At 66.5% G+C, this 18,014-nt stretch carries 22 protein-coding genes and 1 riboswitch; of the genes, 9 read left to right on the top strand and 13 right to left on the bottom strand.

Going from position 1 to position 18,014, the window contains the following annotated elements:
- Positions 1 to 2: 2 nt before the first annotated feature.
- The 4 genes from P1IM2_RS14635 to P1IM2_RS14620 all read right to left on the bottom strand — a co-directional run bounded on the left by P1IM2_RS14635 (position 3) and on the right by P1IM2_RS14620 (position 3,716).
- Complete coding sequence (locus P1IM2_RS14635; RefSeq protein ID WP_186402919.1) at positions 3 to 563, bottom strand: STM3941 family protein; 561 nt, start codon at positions 561 to 563, stop codon at positions 3 to 5.
- Complete coding sequence (gene dxs / locus P1IM2_RS14630; RefSeq protein WP_186402918.1) at positions 560 to 2,488, bottom strand: 1-deoxy-D-xylulose-5-phosphate synthase; 1,929 nt, start codon at positions 2,486 to 2,488, stop codon at positions 560 to 562. Before dxs ends, P1IM2_RS14635 begins: the two co-directional genes overlap by 4 nt.
- 46 nt (positions 2,489 to 2,534) lie before the next feature.
- Positions 2,535 to 2,762 carry a hypothetical protein gene (locus P1IM2_RS14625; RefSeq protein WP_003040979.1) on the bottom strand — a complete coding sequence of 76 codons (228 nt, stop codon included), beginning with the start codon at positions 2,760 to 2,762 and terminating at the stop codon, positions 2,535 to 2,537.
- Between the two features lie 63 nt (positions 2,763 to 2,825).
- Positions 2,826 to 3,716 carry a LysR substrate-binding domain-containing protein gene (locus tag P1IM2_RS14620; RefSeq protein WP_186402917.1) on the bottom strand — a complete coding sequence of 297 codons (891 nt, stop codon included), beginning with the start codon at positions 3,714 to 3,716 and terminating at the stop codon, positions 2,826 to 2,828.
- A gap of 150 nt (positions 3,717 to 3,866) precedes the next feature.
- Here P1IM2_RS14620 and P1IM2_RS14615 point away from each other — a divergent pair, with 150 nt between their 5' ends.
- The 5 genes from P1IM2_RS14615 to P1IM2_RS14595 all read left to right on the top strand — a co-directional run bounded on the left by P1IM2_RS14615 (position 3,867) and on the right by P1IM2_RS14595 (position 7,710).
- A complete protein-coding gene (locus tag P1IM2_RS14615) occupies positions 3,867 to 4,490 on the top strand; it encodes a pyridoxamine 5'-phosphate oxidase family protein (RefSeq protein WP_062901760.1) in 624 nt (207 codons plus the stop codon).
- Positions 4,491 to 4,492: 2 nt separating this feature from the next.
- Positions 4,493 to 5,119, top strand: a complete 627-nt coding sequence (locus tag P1IM2_RS14610; protein ID WP_186402916.1) for a glutathione S-transferase family protein — start codon at positions 4,493 to 4,495, stop codon at positions 5,117 to 5,119.
- On the top strand, positions 5,116 to 5,595 hold the full coding sequence (locus P1IM2_RS14605; protein WP_186402915.1) for a nuclear transport factor 2 family protein: 480 nt from the start codon (positions 5,116 to 5,118) through the stop codon (positions 5,593 to 5,595). Before P1IM2_RS14610 ends, P1IM2_RS14605 begins: the two co-directional genes overlap by 4 nt.
- A 31-nt stretch (positions 5,596 to 5,626) precedes the next feature.
- Positions 5,627 to 6,082, top strand: coding sequence for a DMT family transporter (locus tag P1IM2_RS14600; RefSeq protein WP_062768265.1), 456 nt, complete (start codon positions 5,627 to 5,629; stop codon positions 6,080 to 6,082).
- Between the two features lie 110 nt (positions 6,083 to 6,192).
- Complete coding sequence (locus P1IM2_RS14595) at positions 6,193 to 7,710, top strand: NAD(P)/FAD-dependent oxidoreductase (protein ID WP_186402914.1); 1,518 nt, start codon at positions 6,193 to 6,195, stop codon at positions 7,708 to 7,710.
- An 18-nt stretch (positions 7,711 to 7,728) separates the two neighbouring features.
- On the opposite strand, the gene P1IM2_RS14590 is transcribed toward P1IM2_RS14595, so the two are convergent.
- The 6 genes from P1IM2_RS14590 to P1IM2_RS14565 form a co-directional block, all read right to left on the bottom strand.
- A complete protein-coding gene (locus P1IM2_RS14590; RefSeq protein ID WP_156000960.1) occupies positions 7,729 to 7,995 on the bottom strand; it encodes a hypothetical protein in 267 nt (88 codons plus the stop codon).
- A 10-nt stretch (positions 7,996 to 8,005) separates the two neighbouring features.
- Positions 8,006 to 9,475 carry a hypothetical protein gene (locus tag P1IM2_RS14585; RefSeq protein WP_186402913.1) on the bottom strand — a complete coding sequence of 490 codons (1,470 nt, stop codon included), beginning with the start codon at positions 9,473 to 9,475 and terminating at the stop codon, positions 8,006 to 8,008.
- A gap of 75 nt (positions 9,476 to 9,550) precedes the next feature.
- Positions 9,551 to 9,850, bottom strand: coding sequence for a transcriptional regulator (locus tag P1IM2_RS14580; protein ID WP_062901755.1), 300 nt, complete (start codon positions 9,848 to 9,850; stop codon positions 9,551 to 9,553).
- A 3-nt stretch (positions 9,851 to 9,853) separates the two neighbouring features.
- Positions 9,854 to 10,303, bottom strand: a complete 450-nt coding sequence (locus P1IM2_RS14575; protein WP_186402912.1) for a hypothetical protein — start codon at positions 10,301 to 10,303, stop codon at positions 9,854 to 9,856.
- A gap of 118 nt (positions 10,304 to 10,421) precedes the next feature.
- Positions 10,422 to 11,654, bottom strand: coding sequence for a cytochrome P450 (locus tag P1IM2_RS14570; RefSeq protein ID WP_186402911.1), 1,233 nt, complete (start codon positions 11,652 to 11,654; stop codon positions 10,422 to 10,424).
- 122 nt (positions 11,655 to 11,776) lie between these two features.
- A complete protein-coding gene (locus tag P1IM2_RS14565; protein WP_186402910.1) occupies positions 11,777 to 12,058 on the bottom strand; it encodes a hypothetical protein in 282 nt (93 codons plus the stop codon).
- Between the two features lie 139 nt (positions 12,059 to 12,197).
- A riboswitch (TPP riboswitch) is annotated at positions 12,198 to 12,309 on the top strand.
- Between the two features lie 55 nt (positions 12,310 to 12,364).
- On the opposite strand from P1IM2_RS14565, the gene P1IM2_RS14560 reads away from it, so the two are divergent.
- From P1IM2_RS14560 to P1IM2_RS14550, 3 genes are all read left to right on the top strand, one after another.
- Complete coding sequence (locus tag P1IM2_RS14560; RefSeq protein WP_186402909.1) at positions 12,365 to 12,802, top strand: hypothetical protein; 438 nt, start codon at positions 12,365 to 12,367, stop codon at positions 12,800 to 12,802.
- Between the two features lie 27 nt (positions 12,803 to 12,829).
- Entirely contained in the window at positions 12,830 to 14,716 is a 1,887-nt protein-coding gene (gene thiC, locus P1IM2_RS14555) for a phosphomethylpyrimidine synthase ThiC (protein WP_186402908.1), read from the top strand.
- A gap of 146 nt (positions 14,717 to 14,862) precedes the next feature.
- Positions 14,863 to 15,159: a hypothetical protein gene (locus tag P1IM2_RS14550; RefSeq protein WP_186402907.1), complete on the top strand. Its 297-nt coding sequence runs from the start codon at positions 14,863 to 14,865 to the stop codon at positions 15,157 to 15,159.
- Here the strand turns inward: P1IM2_RS14550 and P1IM2_RS14545 are convergent.
- Complete coding sequence (locus tag P1IM2_RS14545) at positions 15,156 to 15,881, bottom strand: GGDEF domain-containing protein (RefSeq protein WP_186402906.1); 726 nt, start codon at positions 15,879 to 15,881, stop codon at positions 15,156 to 15,158. The two genes, P1IM2_RS14550 and P1IM2_RS14545, sit on opposite strands and share 4 nt — an antisense overlap.
- A 460-nt stretch (positions 15,882 to 16,341) precedes the next feature.
- On the bottom strand, positions 16,342 to 16,518 hold the full coding sequence (locus P1IM2_RS14540) for a hypothetical protein (protein WP_186402905.1): 177 nt from the start codon (positions 16,516 to 16,518) through the stop codon (positions 16,342 to 16,344).
- Between the two features lie 47 nt (positions 16,519 to 16,565).
- Here P1IM2_RS14540 and arr point away from each other — a divergent pair, with 47 nt between their 5' ends.
- Positions 16,566 to 17,006, top strand: a complete 441-nt coding sequence (arr, locus tag P1IM2_RS14535; protein WP_062901746.1) for an NAD(+)--rifampin ADP-ribosyltransferase — start codon at positions 16,566 to 16,568, stop codon at positions 17,004 to 17,006.
- Between the two features lie 31 nt (positions 17,007 to 17,037).
- Here arr and P1IM2_RS14530 read toward each other — a convergent pair whose 3' ends face one another.
- Positions 17,038 to 17,904, bottom strand: coding sequence for a TauD/TfdA family dioxygenase (locus tag P1IM2_RS14530; protein ID WP_186402904.1), 867 nt, complete (start codon positions 17,902 to 17,904; stop codon positions 17,038 to 17,040).
- Between the last annotated feature and the right edge of the window lie 110 nt (positions 17,905 to 18,014).

Here is an 18,014-nt window from a genome sequence, read left to right as displayed (position 1 = left end):
GATCAGCTCGACGCGCGCGCTTTAGCCACCCGACGCTCAACCTCTTCTTCGAATGCCGTGCGTGGCCGCATCCGGTCGAGCGCGTCAAAAATCGCCTCCGCGCGGCGGTCATACTGATATTTCACGATATAGATATCGCCCGCCGATCGTTGCAATTCGCCCCCGACGCGCAGCAGAAAGCGCCGCATCGGATTGGTCGTCGGATATTTTTCGGGCTTGTGCAGGAAGAGCCCCACGAACTGTCCCATGTCGCTCGCGCGCCGGATCGAACGATGCGCGATCACCTGATCCGACCATTCGCGCACCATGATTCCCTTGGCATCGATGCGAAGCTGGACGCGCCGGTCGAACAGGCGGCGGACGATAATCGCGGCGACAAAGCCGAAAAAAGCGATGCCGGCGACCGCAGCCCCCGCGACCAGCCATGAACCCGACACGAACCCGGTGTTTGCCATCAACAGCGCCGCCGCAACAAAGGCCAAAGCGCCGGCCAGCCCCAGCAGCAGCCGCGGAATCGAATAATATGCTTCGAAGACCTCGCCAGAGGCCGCCGCGCCGCTCAAGCCCGTGCGCCCGCTTCCTCGACCCCCGCGCTATTGTGACGCAGCGCTTTCAGCACCGTTTCGACGATCTGCGGCGCATTCAGCCCCGCGGCGTCATATTGCGCCTGCGGCGAATCCTGGTCCTGGAACATGTCGGGCAGCCGCATCGTGCGCAGCTTCAGCCCTGCGTCGATCAGCCCCGCGTCGCTCGCCAGCGTCAGCACATGCGCGCCCAGCCCGCCGATCGCGCCCTCCTCGATCGTCACGCACACCTCGTGGCTCGCCAGCGTCTTGCGGATCAGCTCCTCGTCGAGCGGCTTGGCGAAGCGCAGGTCGATCACGCTCGTCGACAGACCGCGCGCTTCCAATGTGTCGGCGGCCTTCAGCGCCTCGGCAAGCCGGGTGCCGAGCGAGAAGATCGCGACCGTTTTGCCGGCACGCACGACGCGGCCTTTGCCGATCTCCAGCTTCTCGGGCGTGTCGGGCAGCGGTACGCCGGTGCCATTGCCGCGCGGATAGCGAAAGGCGATCGGGCCGTCGTCATATTCGGCCGCGGTATAGGTCATGTGGACCAGCTCGGCCTCGTCGGCAGCCGCCATCACCACCATATTGGGCAGCGTTGCGAGATAGGTGACGTCGAACGATCCCGCATGGGTCGATCCGTCGGCACCGACCAGCCCGGCGCGGTCGATCGCAAAACGCACCGGCAGATTCTGGATCGCAACATCATGCACGACCTGGTCATAGGCGCGCTGGAGGAAGGTCGAATAGATCGCCGCGAACGGCCGCATCCCCTGCGCCGCGAGCCCCGCCGCGAACGTCACCGCATGCTGTTCGGCGATGCCGACGTCGAAGCTCCGGTCGGGATGCGCCTTCGCAAATTTGTCGACCCCGGTGCCCGACGGCATCGCGGCGGTGATCGCGACGATGCGCGGGTCGCTATCGGCGAGCTTGGCCAGCGTTTCGCCGAACACATTCTGATACGCGGGCGGCCCCGGCGGCGCCTTCGCCTGCTCGCCGGTGATGACATCGAATTTCTGGACGCCATGATATTTGTCGGCGGCGGCCTCGGCGGGGGCATAGCCCTTGCCCTTCATCGTCACCGCATGGATCAGCACCGGGCCATGGTCGCTGTCGCGGACATTCTCGAGCACCGGGATCAGATGGTCGAGATTATGGCCGTCGATCGGGCCGACATAATAAAAGCCCAGTTCCTCGAACAGCGTTCCGCCCATCGCCATGCCGCGCGCAAACTCGTCGGTCTTCCTCGCCGCCTTGTGCAGCGGCTGCGGCAGCTTGCGGGCGAAGCGCCGCGCGATTTCGCGCAGCTCGACGAAGGGCCGCGACGACACCAGCCGCGCCAGATAGGCCGACAGGCCCCCGACCGGCGGCGCAATCGACATGTCATTGTCGTTCAGGATGACGATCAGGCGATTGCCCGCCTGCTTGGCATTGTTCATCGCCTCATAGGCCATGCCCGCCGACATCGACCCGTCGCCGATCACCGCGATCGCGCGGCCGGGTTCGTTCTTCAGCTTGTTCGCGACCGCAAAGCCCAGCGCGGCGCTGATCGAGGTCGACGAATGGGCGGCGCCGAACGGGTCATATTCGCTCTCGCTGCGCTTGGTGAAGCCCGACAGCCCGCCGCCCTGGCGCAGCGTGCGGATCCGGTCGCGGCGGCCGGTGATGATCTTATGCGGATAGCATTGGTGGCCGACGTCCCACACAATCTTGTCGCGGGGCGTGTCGAAGACATAATGCAGCGCGGTGGTAAGTTCGACGACGCCCAGCCCCGACCCCAGATGGCCGCCCGTGGTTCCCACGGCGGAAATGGTTTCAGCGCGCAGTTCGTCGGCGAACTGGCGAAGCTGTTCGGGCTTGAGCTTGCGGAGGTCGGCGGGGACATCCACCGTGTCGAGCAGCGGCGTATGCGGACGGTCGGTCATCGGCCCGTCATAATGATAAGCGCCGATAGTGTCGAACGAAAAGGCGCTACTCGCCCTCGTCCTCGGCTCGCTTGGCCGCACCGATCTGTGCATAAAGCCCGCGCACCATCAGGTCGGTGAACACCAGCATCACGCCGATCATCCCGATCAGCAGTGCCACCGCCGCGACCGGAAACGGCCCCAGGCTCTCGATCAGCCCGCGCCGCATCGCAAGCGCCAGCAGCACCGCCGCCGCCATCAGCGCATAGCCGGCAAGGCGCGGAGCGCGGCTCATCGGCGCGCGGTCGGAAAGAGACGATCGGTCATCACCATGCCGTAGCGGAGCGCGGTGCCCGCGTCACCCCAGCCCCGCCGATCGCATCCGGCGCCGCATCGCCTCGATCAAAAGGCGGACCGCGGGCAGGCCGGCGCGCGACGGTTCGAAGACCAGATGGACAGGCAAGGGCGGCGGCTGCTTGGCGTTGAGCAGCGCGATCAGGCGCCCGCCATCGACGCCGTCCATCACCTGATAACTCAGCAGATTGGCGATTCCGATCCCCGCTTCGGCCGCCGCCATCGCCGCATCGACGGTGTTCACCACCAGCCGCGGGCGCGGCTCGACCCGCCAGCGACGCTCGGCAAAACTCCATTCGCCCGCCGCGCGCGGCCCGGTCGAGATGATCAGATCATGGTCGGCGAGCGCGTCGATCGTCGCGGGGGCGCCCCGCCGCGCCAGATAGCCGGGGCTCGCGACCAACATCTGCCGCACCGCGCCGATGCGGACCGCCTTCAGGCTCGAATCGGCAAGCGGTCCGATACGCAGCGCGATGTCGATGCCCTCCTCGACAATGCGGACATTGCGGTCGATCAGCATCATCCGCACCGCCAGCGCATCATGCCGGGCGAGCAGGTCGCCGACCACGGGCAGGACATGCAGCCGCCCGAACATCACCGGCGCGGTCAGGTAGAGTTGGCCGCGCGGTTCGGCCTCGCCACCGCGCAGCGCCCGCTCGGCCCCCGCAAGATCGGCCAGGATACGCCGCGCCTGCCCCAGAAAGACTGCGCCCTCGTCGGTCAGCGCGACCGCGCGGGTCGAGCGGTGGAAAAGGCTCGTGCCGAGCCGCTCCTCGAGCGCAGCAATGCCCCGCGTCACCGCGGGCGGCGAACTGCCGATCTTGCGCGCGGCGGCAGCGAATCCGCCTTCGCCCGCCACCGCCACGAACATCTCAAGAGTCAGCAGCCGGTCCATCGATTATTCCGCATATTGAAATAGAGATATCCATCAATCGCTGATTATCGCGCATACAGCAACACGATAGATAGGGTTTGCGAGCGAGGGAGGCCCCCAACCCCCGATCCCGGCGCCCCGCTCGCGCCCTCTTGTCGGAAGGCCCCCCGCATGGCGCAACATTATCTCCGCACTTTGTTCACCGACGCGGCGCGGCGCCTGCAGGCGCGGCACGGATCGCGCGCCAGCTACGCACGGATGGAGGCCGACAGCGACGGCAGCGACACGCTGACCGCCCGCGAACTCGACTTCATTGCCGCCCGCGACAGCTTCTATCTGGGCAGCATAACCGCCGACGGCTGGCCCTATATCCAGCACCGCGGTGGCCCGCCCGGCTTCCTGCGCCCGCTCGGCGGCAACCGCCTCGGCTTCGCCGACTTTACGGGCAACCGCCAATTTATCAGCACCGCCAATCTCGCTGAAAATCCGCGCGTCTCGCTGTTCCTGATGGACTATCCCAACCGCCGGCGGCTCAAACTGATCGGCGAGGGGCGGATCGTCGAGATCGCCGAAGATCCCGCGCTCGTGACCTCGCTGATGCCCGAAGGCTACCGCGCAACCCCCGAGCGCGGCTTCGTGATCGACGTCGCGGGTTTCGACTGGAACTGCCCCCAGCACATAACGCCGCGCTTCACCGAAGCCGAAATCTCCGCCGCCGTCCGTCCGATGGCTGCCGAGCTCAACCAGCTGCGCGCGCAGGTCGACGCATTGCGCGCGGCCCAGAAGGGAGAATGACAATGATCTGCCTCTATGGTTCGCCTCTGTCGGGCAATGCACACAAGGTGCGCATGGCGCTCGCCTTCCTCGGACTCGCCTATGAAGAAGAGACGGTCGACGCCGAGCGGCGGCAGGGCGATGCCTTTCGCGCGCTCAATCCGATGGCGCAGATACCCGTCTATGCCGAAGGCGATTTCGTCCTGCGCGACAGCCAGGCGATCCTTGCCTATCTCGCCGCCCGCCACCGGCCCGGGGACTGGGACGGCCACACGGCGGAAGAGCGCGGCGCGATTGCCGTCTGGCTGTCGCACGCCGCCAATGAAATCTTCAACGGCCCCGCGCTGCTGCGCGCCGAAAAGCTGTTCGGCTGGACGATCGACCGGTCGCGCGCGCACGCCGTGGCGATGCGGATCCTCCCGGTCGTCGATGCGCATCTGGCCGCGCGCACCTGGCTTGTCGGCGACCGGCTGACGATCGCCGACATCGCCGCAAGCCCCTATCTGGCGCTCGCGCCCGACGGCGGCATCGACCTCGACGACTGGCCCCATATCCGCGACTGGACGCGCCGCATCGCTGCGCTCCCGGGCTTTCCCGCCATGCGCGGATGGCCCGCCACGAACGAATGGGTGCGGGAGGCAGCACAATGACCGGCACCCGCGCGCCGCTGCCGCCATTCGACGCTGCAAGCGCAGCGCACAAGGTCCGGCTGGCCGAGGATGGATGGAACAGCCGCGACCCCGCGCGCGTGGCGCTCGCCTATACGCCGGACAGCGTCTGGCGGAACCGCGACATCTTTCTTGCCGGGCGCGGCGCCATCATCGACTTCCTCGCCGCCAAATGGCAGCGCGAGCAGGATTACCGCCTGATCAAGACGCTGTGGGCCTTCACCGACAACCGGATCGCGGTGCGCTTCGCCTATGAATGGCACGACCATGACGGCCAATGGTGGCGGTCCTACGGCAATGAAAATTGGGAATTTGCAGTGGACGGCCAGATGGCGCGGCGCATCGCGAGCATCAACGACCTCGCCATTGCCGAGTCGGCGCGCTTGCTCCATTGGGATCGCGGCGACACGGGCCGCCGCCCTGACAATCACCCCGGCCTCGACGAACTGGGGCTCTAGCCTCCGCCCCCCGCAATCAAGGACAGACCGCATGAGCGCAAACCCCGCCCCAACCTTTGCCTCGATCATGTTCCTCACCGGCGTCGGCATCCCGATCCTCGCCGCGCTCAACGGCGGGCTCGGCGGACGGCTTGGCAGCCCGATGGCGGCATCGGTCATCCTCTTCGGGCTTGCACTGCTCGTTGCGCTTACCGGGGCTGTCGCGACCGGCGCGCTCGGCGACATCCGCTTTTCCGCCGACATTCCCTTTCATTTCTATTTCGGCGGGCTGTTCGTTGCTTTCTACGTGATCTCCGTGACTTTCATCGCGCCGCGCTTCGGGGTCGGCAATGCGATCTTCTTCGTGCTGGTGGGACAGCTGACGAGCGCCGCGATCATCGATCATTTCGGCCTGTTCGGCGCCCAGCGCTTTCCGGTCGACACCGCGCGGCTCGCCGGAATTGCGCTGATGGTCGCAGGGGTCTGGCTGGCACGCCGCACCGGCTGACCGCGCGTCGGCACGGGCGCTTTTGATCCACATCAAAGCGGACTGGCGCGACTCATGCTCGATAGTATAGGGTAATCACCCTAACTAGAGAAAATGGGAGCGGACAAGCCATGACGACCACGACGGCGCGCGCCGCGGCGCGCGAAGCCACCACTGCCAAGGATGCCAATCATGTCGACGTGCTGATCGTCGGCGCGGGGATTTCGGGCATCGGTTCGGCCTATCATCTCCAGCATCAGTGCCCCGGCAAAAGCTATGCGATCCTCGAGATGAAGGACACGTTCGGCGGCACTTGGGAAACGCACAAATATCCCGGCGTCCGCTCCGATTCGGATCTCTACACCTTCGGCTATCGCTTCAAGCCCTGGGTCGGCGCGCCGATCGCCAGCGCCGATGAAATCCTGAAATATATGGGCGAGGTGATCGACGAAAACGGCATCGGCGACCATATTCATTACGGCCACCGCATCACCGCCTGCCGCTGGTCGAGCGAGCAGAACTGCTGGACGGTCGAGGCGGTGCGCAAGGCCGATGGCGCCGCCGTCGTCTTCACCGCCAATTTCCTGTGGATGTGCCAGGGCTATTACGACCATGAGAAGCCCTACATCCCCGACTGGCCGGGCCTTTCGGACTATAAGGGCCAGTTCGTCCACGCCCAGCTCTGGGATCCCGCGACCGACTATGCGGGCAAGCGCATCCTCGTCATCGGATCGGGCGCGACCGCCGCGACGATCGTCCCCGCCTTTGCCGAGAAGGCGGCGCATGTAACGATGCTCCAGCGCTCGCCGACCTATTTTTTCTGCTCCGAAAACAAGAACGAACTTGCCGACCGGCTGCGCGAGGTCGGGATCGACGAACCTACGGTCCACCGCGTCGTGCGCGCGCAGATCATGCACGATCAGGATCTGATGACGCGCCGCTGCCAGACCGAACCCGATCAGGTGTTCGAAGAGCTGAAAGAGCTGATCCGCGCCTTTTCGGGCGATCCGGATTTTTCGTTCGAACCGCATTTCACCCCGAAATACCGCCCCTGGCAGCAGCGGCTCGCCTTCTGCCCCGAAGGCGACATCTTCCGTGCCGCGACGGCGGGCAAGCTGACCGTCGTCACCGACACGATCGACAGCTTCACCGAAACGGGCGTCCGCACCGCGGACGGAACCGAGATCGAGGCCGATATCATCGTCGCCGCAACGGGCTTCAACCTCTCGGTCATGGGCGGTATCCCGTTCGAGGTCGACGGCAAGCCCGTCGATTGGGCCGACACCGTCACCTACCGCGGCATGATGATGACCGGCGTTCCCAACATGGCGTGGGTGATGGGCTATTTCCGCGCGAGCTGGACGCTGCGCGTCGACATGATGGGCGATTTCGTCTGCAATCTGCTCAACCACATGGACCATATCGGCGCAAAGAAGGTCGAGGTCGTGCTGCGCCCGCAGGACGAGGGGATGGCGATCATGCCGTGGATCGAGGCGGACAATTTCAATCCCGGCTATCTGATGCGCGGGCTCGATGCGATGCCGCGGCGCGGCGACAAGCCCGAATGGCGGCACAATCAGGATTACTGGGCCGAAAAGGATGCGTTCCCGCTCATCGACCTGCGCAGCGACGAATTCCGCTACGCCTGATCGCGATCCGGCGGATGGCTATTCAGCCATCCGCCGCTTGTGGTGGCGGGTGCGCCGCACGATCACGACGACGAACAGCGTCCAGCTGAGCAGCAGCGCCGCCCAGCCCCAATATTGCGTCGGCAGCGGGCCGAGCATCCACGGACCGCCCATCCGCGGCCCCATCAGCAGCGCGAGCGCGAGCAGGCTTGCGGCAAAGCCGACGCGCCGCATCCCGCGCCCGACGCCGAGCAGTTCACGGCGATAGGCGGCGCGCGCCTCGGGATCGTCCAGATCGGGTCGCATCGGCATCCTCCTACATCCCGCGATCGGCAAGATAGCGATTTATTTCTGCCCGTGAGGTCGCGGCGCTGCAACCGCCCTTCCGCTCGTACAGGCATTGACTGCCGTCGGCAGAACAGATCGTCGCGCGAAAATCGGGGGTCAGGGCGTCCGCATGTCCTTTCCAGACCAGCGCGGCGTTGAACTGGGCGGGGTCGACGTGCGGATCGCCCGGCGCCTGAACGAAGATCGGCACCCGCCGCTGCAGCCGCGCGTAGCCATAGACGCGGAAAAAGCGATTGCCGACCACCGCCATGCCGCACAGTCCCGGATCTGCGCGCAGCCCGTCGGAGGCCGCGGCGCTGAAGGGCGTTACGACCCGCGCGCCCCATTTATGCAGCGCGGGCGCAACATGGGCCGCGGCGGCAATCCAGCCCGCGCCCAGCACCAGCGCCACCCGCCACCCCTGTCGCCCCCGCTGCGCGCGCAGTGCAGCGATCGCATCGCCGGTACCGACGCCCGCGAGCAATATGATCGCCGTCACCGACAGGATGATAAACCGATATTCCTTGTGGCCGATCGCCGAGTGGACCAGGATATTGGCGATCGCAACCACCGCGAGCAGCGGATAGCGCCGCGCACCGAGCGCCGCCAGCACGAGGATTGGAGCGGTCCACAGGCCCCACAGCGCCAGAAGATCGACCGCATATTGGAATGGTCCCGACACGCCGTAACGCGCCGACACATTATCGACGATGTTGCGATCGACATTGTGCACCAACCATTCGAACGGCCAATGCCCCCCCGCAACATCGCTGACCGCGCCGATCGCCAGCCCGACCAAACCCCCGGCGACAAGCGGCCAGAGACTGCGCGGCCCGGCCCGCCAGACGTGCACGAGCAGCCCCAGCGCCAGCGCGGGCGCGACATGCGGCCGAAACACGACCGCCAGGCCCACGGCAGCGCCGATGATCATCAGCTGTCGTGCGCTGCGCCCTGGTAGCCCAAGCAGCGCGATCGCTGGTGCCGCGAGCAGGGCCGCCATCTGCTCGGTCAGCGGATGCGGCGCAAAGGCAACAAGGTCAGGCCAGCATGCGGCGATCAGTCCCGCGGTCCAGAAATGCAGCCGCGACACGCGCGCCCCGATCGCCCCGGCTGCGGCGACGATCGACAGCGACAATATCGCCATCATCATTCGCGGCAACCAGATGGTCAGGCTGCCGTCGGGCGCGATCCATTCGCCGAGCCGCATCGGCAGCGCGAGCAAGGCGGGATAAAGATCGCCGCGCATCCCGTCGCGATACTCCCAGGTCACGACCGAATAGCCGTGGAACAGGCGGAACGCGCCTTCGAGATATTGGAAGACCTCGTCTGGGTGCAGCACGCTTTCCTGCCACGCCGCGACCAGCCGCAACACGAGCGCCAGCGCCAGCAACGCCGTCCAGTCACGCCGCGACACCGTCCCCGCGGCGATGCCGCTATCGGGCACCATATCTGCTTTCATGCTCAGATCATCCGGCGAGGCAATGGGCAAAGCCGGCCCCCGCACCCCGACCGGAAAGCCGCGACGCCCCTAGCCTTATTCGGCCGCGACGGGAAGATGGGCGACGATGGCGCGCAGCGCGGCGACATGCGCCTCGAGCGCGCGGTGCCCGGCGCGGGTCAGCGAAGCCCATGTCCGCTGGCGTCCCCCGAGCGGCGCCTTGCGCAAATCGACATAGCCTTCGTCGACCAGCGCGGCGAGATGCTTGGACAGCACCGAATCGCTGACCTGAACCAGCTCGCGCAGCTTGGCGAACTCCATCTCGCTGACCTTGGCGAGTAGCGCGGCGATCTGCAGCCGCGCCGGCGCATGCAGCACCATGTCGATCCCGTCCATGGCTCAGGCGGTGCCCTTCAGCAGCTCACGGCGATAGATGCGGCTCCAGGCGACGCTCGCGGCGACGGCGACGCCAAAGGCGATGGCGGCGATGCCTATCTTCGTGCCCAGCGTCAGTCCGGCTTCGCGGGCGTGGATTTCGCCGAACATCGCCGCCAGCATCGCGCCGAGCAGCGCCAGCGTAACCGGCAGGGTCCGGCCCTTGCGATAACCGTTTACAAAAAGGCCATAACGCCTCCGGTCGTCGGCGACGAGTAGCACCACCGACAGCATCGCGACCGCGAACAGCGGCGCCATGATCGCGATGCCGAAACCCTGTCCCAGCACTAGCAGCGCCATGACCGCGCCGAACGCCGCGTGGCGCCACGGCGGGCAATAGGTCGCCTTCAGTGCCAGGTCGCGCTGGACGTCGTCGATGCTGTCGAGCGCGGCGCGGGCTTCGATCGGGTTCATGTCTCTTGCTCCTCGGGTCTGATGCGGAAACGACCGGTGCCCCGCATCACTTTCCAGTTCGGAAAGTAATACGTCCGACTTTCCGATTCGGCAAGTGACAATTTTCCAGTCTGGAAAGTCAGTCGGCGACGATCCGCACCGGCATATGGACGAACCCGTGGAGGAAGGGGCTCGCCAGCCGCTCGGGCGCGCCTTGCGGTTCGATCCGGATGCCGCGCGCCACGATTTCCTCGATCAGCGTACAAAGCTGGATTTCGGCCAGCCGCGCCCCGACGCAGCGGTGGATGCCGTGACCGAAGGCGACATGGCGCCGCGCATTGTCGCGGCCGACGTCGAAAAGGTCGGCTTGCGGAAACACACTCTCGTCGCGGTTCGCCGAAATATACCAGAGGATCACCTTTTCACCCCGGCGGATCGTCTGTCCGCCCAGTTCGGTGTCAGCCATGCAGGTCCGCCGCATGTGCGTGACCGGCGATTGCCAGCGGATGATCTCCTGCGCCGCATTGGGGATCAGCGCGGGGTCGGCGCGCAGCCGATCGAGTTCGCCGGGAAAACGGTGCAGCGCCTCGACCAGCCCGCTCATCGAATTGCGGGTCGTGTCGTTGCCCCCGACGATCAGTAGCGCGATGTTGGCGAGCCGCTCCATCGGGTTGAGGCTGCCCATCGCCTCGCTGTGGACCATGCGCGACAACAAGTCGTCGCTCGGCGGCAGCGCCTTGCGCGCTTCGAGCTCGCGGTCGAAGCGCGCCAGCATCGCGCCCATTTCGGCCATCCATTGCGCGCGATATTCCTCGCTTGCCGTCTCGGGTGAAACATTGCCGCCATAGTCGGACCAGCGTTTGAGGTCGTGGCGTTCTTCCCACGGAAAATCGAACAGGATGCACAGCATCCCGATTGTCAGCGGCACCGACACGTTTTCGACCCAGTCGAACGTCTCGCCGACCGGCAGCGCGTCGAACAGCTCGCGCGTCCGCCGCTTCACCGTCTTTTCGCGCTCCGCCATCTGGCTCGGGTTGAAGGCGGGGGCGATCACCTTGCGCTGCGCGGTGTGGACCGGCGGATCGGCGGCGATGAAATTGGGCAGGTTCGATTCGGGGGGCGGATCGGCGATGACGATATTGCCATTTTTCCACGATGAGGAAAATGTCGCCGGATCAAGCTCGACTGCCTGCACCAGCGCATGCGTCGCGACCGACCAATAGCCGCCATAGGGGCTTTCGGGACACCAGCTCACCGGCATCTCGGCGCGCAGCCGCGCGAAAGGCTCGCGCCACCGATCCTCGACATAGAGCGCGATGTCGCTGACATCGACCGGCGTGACCGCCCGCGCTTCGTCCATCACCGACGCCATATCGCTCTCCCGCTATCGTCGCTTCGACGGCGAGTGTAGCGGGGCCACGCCGCGCCGCAAGCCGCGACGTGCGGGGTAAATGGCCGTGCGCCGCGCGGCCCGCGGCGACGCACGGCGCGGCTTCACTTCTTGGGCGCGGGTGCCGGCGGGGTCTTCGCGGCCATCCTGCGATGCGCCGCCTTGCGATGCGTCGCGGCGTGGCGCCGCGCGGCGGCGTGCTTGCGCACTGCCTGATGCTTGCGGGCCGCATGGTGCGTGGCCGCGACTGCATGGTCTTCGCGCTGCATGCAATTATCGGTCACCGTCTTCGAGCAATAGGGGGTCGCGTCCTGCGCGACCGCCGCCGTTCCCGACAGCGCCAGCAACGCGGCGGCGCCAAGCGTGGCAAGTTTGATCCTCAACATGACAGGCCTTCCTTTCATCCCGATGGGAAGGCGAAGATGACACGCCCATCATGGCGCCCCTGCGTCCGCAACATTACAAAGGCGCAATCCGGCGCGCGCACCGCACCGCTGGACACGCCACCGCGACAGGCCTAGAAGCATCACGTCCCCGGGGAGCCTGCCGCGCAATCGCAGGTTGAGAGCGGAATAGACCGCGACCCGTCGAACCTGATCCCGGTAATACGGGCGGAGGGAGGGCGCGCGCTGGATCGTCACCGGACCGCTTGCACCCCCTTCCCGTCCGTCAGGAAGGAAGGAGAGCGTGCCATGCCCGATGCTGCCATCCCCGCCGTTCCTTATGCCGCGCAGGCGCCCGCCTGGTCGGCGCTGATCCTCGGCCTGTTCCTGCTCGCGGCCGCGATCGACGAGCTGCGCCGTCCCGGCCAGTGGCACCGGATGATCGAGGAGATCGAAGGCTCGCCCGCGCTCCAGATGCTCACCGGGCTGTTCGAGATCATCTTCGGCACCCTGCTCTATCTCGCCAATCGCGGCCCCGAAGGCTGGCCCGCGGGCGATCCGCTCGCAATTGTCCTCACCATCCTCGGCGGCCTCGCGGTGATCGAGGCGCTGGCGGTCACCGCCTTTGCCGATCTCTACGTCCGTTTCTGGATGCGCAAGCTGGGGACGCGGACGCGCCCGCTCGCCGTCCTCGCGCTCCTTCTCGGCCTCGGCTTCACCGCCGCGGGCCTCTTCCGTCTTGTCTGAACCCCACCCCAAGGAAAGCTGAACCCCATGGCCGACATCGATTCCCGCATTGAAGCCGCCGACCGCATCGGCGTCACCACCGGACCTATTCGGGGCAGCCGCAAGGTTCACATCGCGAGCCCGACGGGCAGCGGCATCCGCGTGGCGATGCGCGAGATCGACCTCGACCCCCATTCGGGCGAGCCCAGCGTCCGCGTCTACGACACGTCGGGTCCCTATACCGACCCGAACGCGAGCATCGACATCGCGCAGGGCCTCCCCGAACTGCGCGCCGCGTGGATCCGCGCCCGCGGCGATGTCGAGGAAGTGACCCAGCGCGAGGTGCGGCCCGAGGATAACGGCCAGCTCGGCCCCGACCGGTCGGGCGGCGTCCCCGCCTTCCCCAACGTCCGCAAGACGGTGCTGCGCGCCAAACCCGGCCATAACGTCAGCCAGATACACTACGCCCGCCGCGGCATCATCACGCCCGAGATGGAATATGTCGCGACCCGCGAAAATCTCGGCCGCGAACGCCTGAGCGAGTACATCCGCGACGGGCAGGACTGGGGCGCCAGCATCCCCGATTATGTCACCCCCGAATTCGTCCGCGAAGAGCTCGCGCGCGGCCGCGCGATCATCCCCAACAACATCAACCACCCCGAAAGCGAGCCGATGGCGATCGGCCGCAACTTCCTCGTCAAGATCAACGCCAATATCGGCAACAGCGCGGTCGCATCCGACGTCGCGAGCGAGGTCGACAAGATGGTCTGGTCGATCCGCTGGGGCGCCGACACCGTCATGGACCTGTCGACCGGGCGCAACATCCACGACACGCGCGAATGGATCATCCGCAATTCGCCCGTGCCGATCGGCACCGTCCCCATCTATCAGGCGCTGGAGAAAGTCGGCGGCATCGCAGAGGAGCTGACGTGGGAAATTTTCCGCGACACGCTGATCGAACAGGCCGAGCAGGGCGTCGACTATTTCACCATCCACGCCGGCGTCCGCCTGCCCTACGTCCCGCTCGCCGCGAAGCGCGTCACCGGCATCGTCAGCCGCGGCGGCAGCATCATGGCGAAATGGTGCCTCGCGCATCACAGGGAAAGCTTCCTCTACGAACGCTTCGACGAGATTACCGAGATCATGAAGGCCTATGACATCGCCTATTCCTTGGGCGACGGCCTCCGCCCCGGCAGCATCGCCGACGCGAACGACGAGGCGCAGTTCGCCGAGCTCTACACGCTCGGTGAGCTCACCAAGCGCGCGTGGGATCAGGATGTGCAGGTGATGATCGAGGGGCCGGGGCACGTCCCGATGCACAAGATCAAGGAGAATATGGACAAGCAGCTCGAGGCGTGCGGCGAGGCGCCCTTCTACACATTAGGGCCGCTCACCACCGACATCGCGCCGGGCTACGACCATATCACCAGCGGCATCGGCGCCGCGATGATCGGCTGGTACGGCACCGCGATGCTTTGCTACGTCACGCCCAAGGAGCATCTCGGCCTCCCCGACCGCGACGATGTGAAGGTCGGCGTCGTCACCTACAAGCTCGCCGCCCACGCCGCCGACCTCGCCAAGGGCCACCCCGCCGCCAAGGTCCGCGACGACGCGCTATCGAAAGCGCGCTTCGAATTCCGCTGGCGCGACCAGTTCAACCTGAGCCTCGATCCCGACACGGCGGAGCAGTACCACGACCAGACGCTCCCCGCCGAAGGCGCCAAGACCGCGCATTTCTGCAGCATGTGCGGCCCCAAATTCTGCTCGATGAAGATCAGCCAGGAAGTCCGCGAGTTCGCCAAGCTGCAAAATCAGGACAGCGCCGGCTTCATCGCGGCGGAGGAAGCCGAGAAGGGGATGGCGGAAATGAGCCAGGTCTATGAGGACACCGGCCGCGAATTGTATATGGGGGCTGGTAGCCGGGAGCATGATTGATACGCAGCTGTGCGCACCAATTAGCCTTCTCGCTATAGCTTGGCCTCGTTAAGGGCGGGCTGCCCGCGACCATCGCCGCGCCGGACAGCTTCGCCGCGGCGCCCTTTCCGCTCGCCTTCGGCCGGATCGAGAACCGCAAGGCGGCGATGCTGCGCACGCGCGCGCCGCAGGCCGAGGCGCCGGCGTTCCAGAAGGCGCTAGGGAACCATCTGCTACGCGAAAAGGCGCCGAACATGGACGGCATCAGCCCCGCACCGCATATCAAGATCACTTATCGCGGCGACCTGCGGGATTCGCAGAGTTTAAACGTGCTGAAATTGCCCCCGATCGGCTGGACGGTCGACGAGATCATCCTGACCGAAAGCATCGTCGGCAAGACCACCCATGTTGAACACGGCCGCTCCGCGCCGGCGCTTGAATCCGAGTGCCTGCGCCACTGCTAACTGGCCAATGCCATCCGGTTGCGGCCGCCGTCCTTCGCCGCATAGAGCGCGGCGTCGGCGCGCGAGAGCAGGCCGTCGAGCCCTTCGCCCGCCTGCGCCACCGCGACGCCGAAGCTGCACGTCATGCGTTGCAGCTCGGCCGCGGCGGGGACGGGCGTGTGCGCCAGATCGTCGGCGATGCGCGCGACCAGCGCCGCCGCGTCGGTTTCCGCGGGAACCAGCAGCGCGAATTCTTCGCCGCCGATCCGCGCCACTAGCCCGGCCTCGGGCGCGGCGCGCGCCAGAACGGCGGCGGCGTGGGTCAGGGCCAGGTCGCCTGCGGCATGGCCCATGCTGTCGTTGATCCGCTTGAAATGGTCGATATCGGCAACAAGCAACTGCATCGGCTCCCCCGCCGCCAGCCGCTCGCGCGCTGCCTCGACAAAGGCGCGGCGGTTCGCCAGCCCGGTCATCGCATCGCAGCGCGCCAGCTTATCCAGCGCCGCATTCGCCCGGTGCAATCGCCAGCTCAGCCACGCGATCCAGCCATAGGCGGGGGGCGCGACCAGCAACGGCACGATCGCCGATGCCCACATCGCATCGGCATAGTTCAGATCGCCGAACTGCGTATAACTTAGGTGGGTGAACAGCATCGACGCCGTGACCGAAAAGCCAACGACCAACACCCCGCCTAGGATCAGGCGCAGGGCGGGGTTGAAACGGCAGGCAGTACGATGCGGCATGGCCCGGTTGTAACGGCGCACGGCAAAAACATCTTAAGCAAAATGCCGCGCTGCCGCATGGCCCGGCCTTGCAAGGCCCGGAGCCGCAAAGTCGGATCGCCGCGCTGTCTGCCTTTACCCCGGCCGGCGCATCAACGCCTGCACCCCGACCGCCAGCGCAAGTTTATCGAGCCGCTCGCCGCAACGGCCTGCGTGACCGATGCAGCGTCGGGCTGTCGGCGACGTCGGCCTATAACCTCCGCCGCCGCCCCGATGCCCATGCGTTCCGCCATGCGTGGGATGCCGCGACCGATTGCGGGATGCGGCGGCTGGTCGACGCCGCGCTAGCTCGCGCGGTCCACAGCATGCCCGTTCGCATATTTTACAAGGGCGAACAGGTGGGCGCGCGGCGCGAATATCTCGAACGGGTCGCGATGTTCCTGATGCGCACGCGCGCCCCCATCGCTTTGGCGCCGCAGGGTCAGGCGACACAGGCCGCGGCGCCGCGATTGCCGATGGTGACGCTGCCGAAGCCCGGCTGGCCGAGGCGCTCGCGCGGATCGGCGTGCCCGCCGACCCGCCGCCCGCCGACCCGCTGCGCCTGCCCGGCCCGGCTGCCGACGACCGCGATGGCGCGGAACCAAGTGACTGATTTCAAAGGCCCGGAGGTGACAAGTTTGACAAGTTATGGCAAAGCGGGCCCGAATGAATGACACCGCTCCCACCGTCCCCGAACCCGGCGGCCCCGAAAAGGGCGCAACCTTCTATCACGGCACCCGCGCCGATCTGGCCGTCGGCGACCTGCTCGCCGCGGGTTGGACCAGCAATTACGGCACGGAAAAGCCGCTATCGTGGATCTATTTCTCCGCCGCGCTGGAATCCGCGATCTGGGGCTGCGAGCTCGCCGCGGGTGACGGCCGCGAGCGCATCTACATCGTCGCACCGACCGGCGACTGGTTCGACGATCCCAATCTCACCGACAAGAAATTTCCCGGCAACCCGACGCGCAGCTATCGCAGCCGCGCACCGCTGCGCATCGTCGGCGAAGTCGAAAGCTGGACCCCGCACCCGCCCGACGTTCTCGCCGCGATGAAGGACGGCCTCGCCCAGCTGAAGGCCGAGGGGAAGGATGTGATCATCGACTGACCGGGCGGGAGGGGCCGCGGCGCCGCCGGGATCAGCTGCTCGGGCGCTCGTCCTTGTAGAAGGGCCGGTCGCCGGCGATCGTCACCCGCTCCATCCGGCGCACCGCGGGGAAATAGTCGGATGCCGCATAATGCTGGCCGGCGCGATTGTCCCAAAAGGCGACCGACCCCGCCTCCCAGCGAAAGCGGCACTGATATTCGGGTATGGCCGCCTGCGCGTAGAGATGCGTCAGCAGCCAATCGCTCTCCTTCTCGATCAGCCCCTCGATATGGCTGGTAAAGGCGGTGTTGACGTATAGCGCCTGATCGCCGGTTTCGGGGTGGGTGCGTACCACTGGGTGGCGCTGCGGCGGATATTGGTCGTGCAGTTCCTCGGGCCGCTTGCCCAGTCGGCGGGCAAAGACGCGGGCGATGTCGTGAACGGCGGTCAGGCCGCGGCACCAGTCCTGCATCGCCGGCGACAGGCCGCGAAAGGCGGCGCCCATGTCGGCGAACAGCGTGTCGCCGCCGACGGGCGGCACCTCGACCGCGCGCAGGATCGACCCCAGCGACGGTTCGGCGCGCCAGGTGACGTCCGAATGCCACGCATTCTCCTGCCCCTTCGAATCGGGGCCATAGGCGATGTGCAGCACTTCGGGATCGGGCTGGTCCTTGGGCGTCGCGGGGTGAATCTCCAACGTCCCGAAGCGGCGGGCAAAGGCGATATGCTGCTGCGCGGTGATGAACTGGTTGCGAAAGAAGATCACCTTATGTGCCAGCAGCGCGGCGCGGATTTCGGCGATCGTCTCGTCATCCTGCTCAGCCGACAGGTCGATTCCATCGATCTCGGCGCCGATCGACGGGGTCATCGGCGTGACTTTCAGGCGAGCAAAACTGCGCGGCGACGCGGCGACGTTCATGGCATCTCTCTCCAACCGTTCCTGTTTTCAGCAGCGAATAGGCGCCCTCGCCGCCGCCGAGTCAAGGCGGCCGCTCCGGCCCGCGACGGAACCACTGGAGGCATTCGCGG

The organism is Sphingopyxis sp. P1IMeth2 (genome assembly GCF_900185685.1).
GTDB lineage: Bacteria > Pseudomonadota > Alphaproteobacteria > Sphingomonadales > Sphingomonadaceae > Sphingopyxis > Sphingopyxis terrae_A.
Note: the sequence above shows the minus strand (reverse complement) of the source record. Positions and strands in the feature narration are given on the sequence as shown.

Coding starts and splice junctions, on each gene's coding strand:
- P1IM2_RS14560 (WP_186402909.1), top strand. CDS start 12,365: ATGCCCGATGCTGCCATCCCCGCCGTTCCTTATGCCGCGCAGGCGCCC.
- P1IM2_RS14585 (WP_186402913.1), bottom strand. CDS start 9,475: ATGAAAGCAGATATGGTGCCCGATAGCGGCATCGCCGCGGGGACGGTG.
- P1IM2_RS14620 (WP_186402917.1), bottom strand. CDS start 3,716: ATGGACCGGCTGCTGACTCTTGAGATGTTCGTGGCGGTGGCGGGCGAA.
- P1IM2_RS14545 (WP_186402906.1), bottom strand. CDS start 15,881: ATGCCGCATCGTACTGCCTGCCGTTTCAACCCCGCCCTGCGCCTGATC.
- P1IM2_RS14610 (WP_186402916.1), top strand. CDS start 4,493: ATGATCTGCCTCTATGGTTCGCCTCTGTCGGGCAATGCACACAAGGTG.
- arr (WP_062901746.1), top strand. CDS start 16,566: ATGAATGACACCGCTCCCACCGTCCCCGAACCCGGCGGCCCCGAAAAG.
- thiC (WP_186402908.1), top strand. CDS start 12,830: ATGGCCGACATCGATTCCCGCATTGAAGCCGCCGACCGCATCGGCGTC.
- P1IM2_RS14565 (WP_186402910.1), bottom strand. CDS start 12,058: ATGTTGAGGATCAAACTTGCCACGCTTGGCGCCGCCGCGTTGCTGGCG.
- P1IM2_RS14580 (WP_062901755.1), bottom strand. CDS start 9,850: ATGGACGGGATCGACATGGTGCTGCATGCGCCGGCGCGGCTGCAGATC.
- P1IM2_RS14530 (WP_186402904.1), bottom strand. CDS start 17,904: ATGAACGTCGCCGCGTCGCCGCGCAGTTTTGCTCGCCTGAAAGTCACG.
- P1IM2_RS14625 (WP_003040979.1), bottom strand. CDS start 2,762: ATGAGCCGCGCTCCGCGCCTTGCCGGCTATGCGCTGATGGCGGCGGCG.
- P1IM2_RS14550 (WP_186402907.1), top strand. CDS start 14,863: ATGCTGCGCACGCGCGCGCCGCAGGCCGAGGCGCCGGCGTTCCAGAAG.
- P1IM2_RS14605 (WP_186402915.1), top strand. CDS start 5,116: ATGACCGGCACCCGCGCGCCGCTGCCGCCATTCGACGCTGCAAGCGCA.
- P1IM2_RS14595 (WP_186402914.1), top strand. CDS start 6,193: ATGACGACCACGACGGCGCGCGCCGCGGCGCGCGAAGCCACCACTGCC.
- P1IM2_RS14615 (WP_062901760.1), top strand. CDS start 3,867: ATGGCGCAACATTATCTCCGCACTTTGTTCACCGACGCGGCGCGGCGC.
- P1IM2_RS14600 (WP_062768265.1), top strand. CDS start 5,627: ATGAGCGCAAACCCCGCCCCAACCTTTGCCTCGATCATGTTCCTCACC.
- dxs (WP_186402918.1), bottom strand. CDS start 2,488: ATGACCGACCGTCCGCATACGCCGCTGCTCGACACGGTGGATGTCCCC.
- P1IM2_RS14570 (WP_186402911.1), bottom strand. CDS start 11,654: ATGGCGTCGGTGATGGACGAAGCGCGGGCGGTCACGCCGGTCGATGTC.
- P1IM2_RS14575 (WP_186402912.1), bottom strand. CDS start 10,303: ATGAACCCGATCGAAGCCCGCGCCGCGCTCGACAGCATCGACGACGTC.
- P1IM2_RS14590 (WP_156000960.1), bottom strand. CDS start 7,995: ATGCGACCCGATCTGGACGATCCCGAGGCGCGCGCCGCCTATCGCCGT.